At 64.9% G+C, this 405-nt stretch carries 1 protein-coding gene; it reads right to left on the bottom strand.

The genetic code is table 11. From position 1 onward, the window contains the following. Positions 1 to 188: hypothetical protein (locus GVL52_RS32490; RefSeq protein WP_160012783.1), on the bottom strand; the 188-nt coding region annotated here is incomplete at its 3' end. Positions 189 to 405 lie beyond the last annotated feature (217 nt).

Here is a 405-nt window from a genome sequence, read left to right as displayed (position 1 = left end):
GCCAAGCTACCGTCCGGCGCCTGCGCCGCACTGCCCGTCACCTTCGGCTGGCGGATGCCCACCACGAAGCCGTTGGCATCGCGCTGCGTGATCGTGCCCACCACGTCGCCGCCGCGGCGCGTGAGGGCCGCGCTCTGCTGCCGGCAGTAATAGGCGCCCGCCTCTATCTGCGCTTGCGCCTCGACCAAACCTATCCCCTCAGCGCTGCGGCGCGCCGCCGGGACAGAAGCTCCTCAACATTAATGCCGTTGCCAGCCAGCACGGACCGCCGTCATCCCGCGAGCGGAGGAAGTAGTGTCAGACCATCCAGACTGTCGGGAAGGCGAACCATACATCTTCCACATTTGGGTCAACTTGAGCGTGTCTCCATTCAGCGATGACTGATTTCGCGAACTCCTCAGGGTC

The organism is Rhizobium sp. 18055 (genome assembly GCF_902706285.1).
GTDB lineage: Bacteria > Pseudomonadota > Alphaproteobacteria > Rhizobiales > Rhizobiaceae > Rhizobium.
The sequence above is the reverse complement of the archived record's forward strand: the minus strand, read 5'-3'. Positions and strand labels throughout refer to the sequence as shown.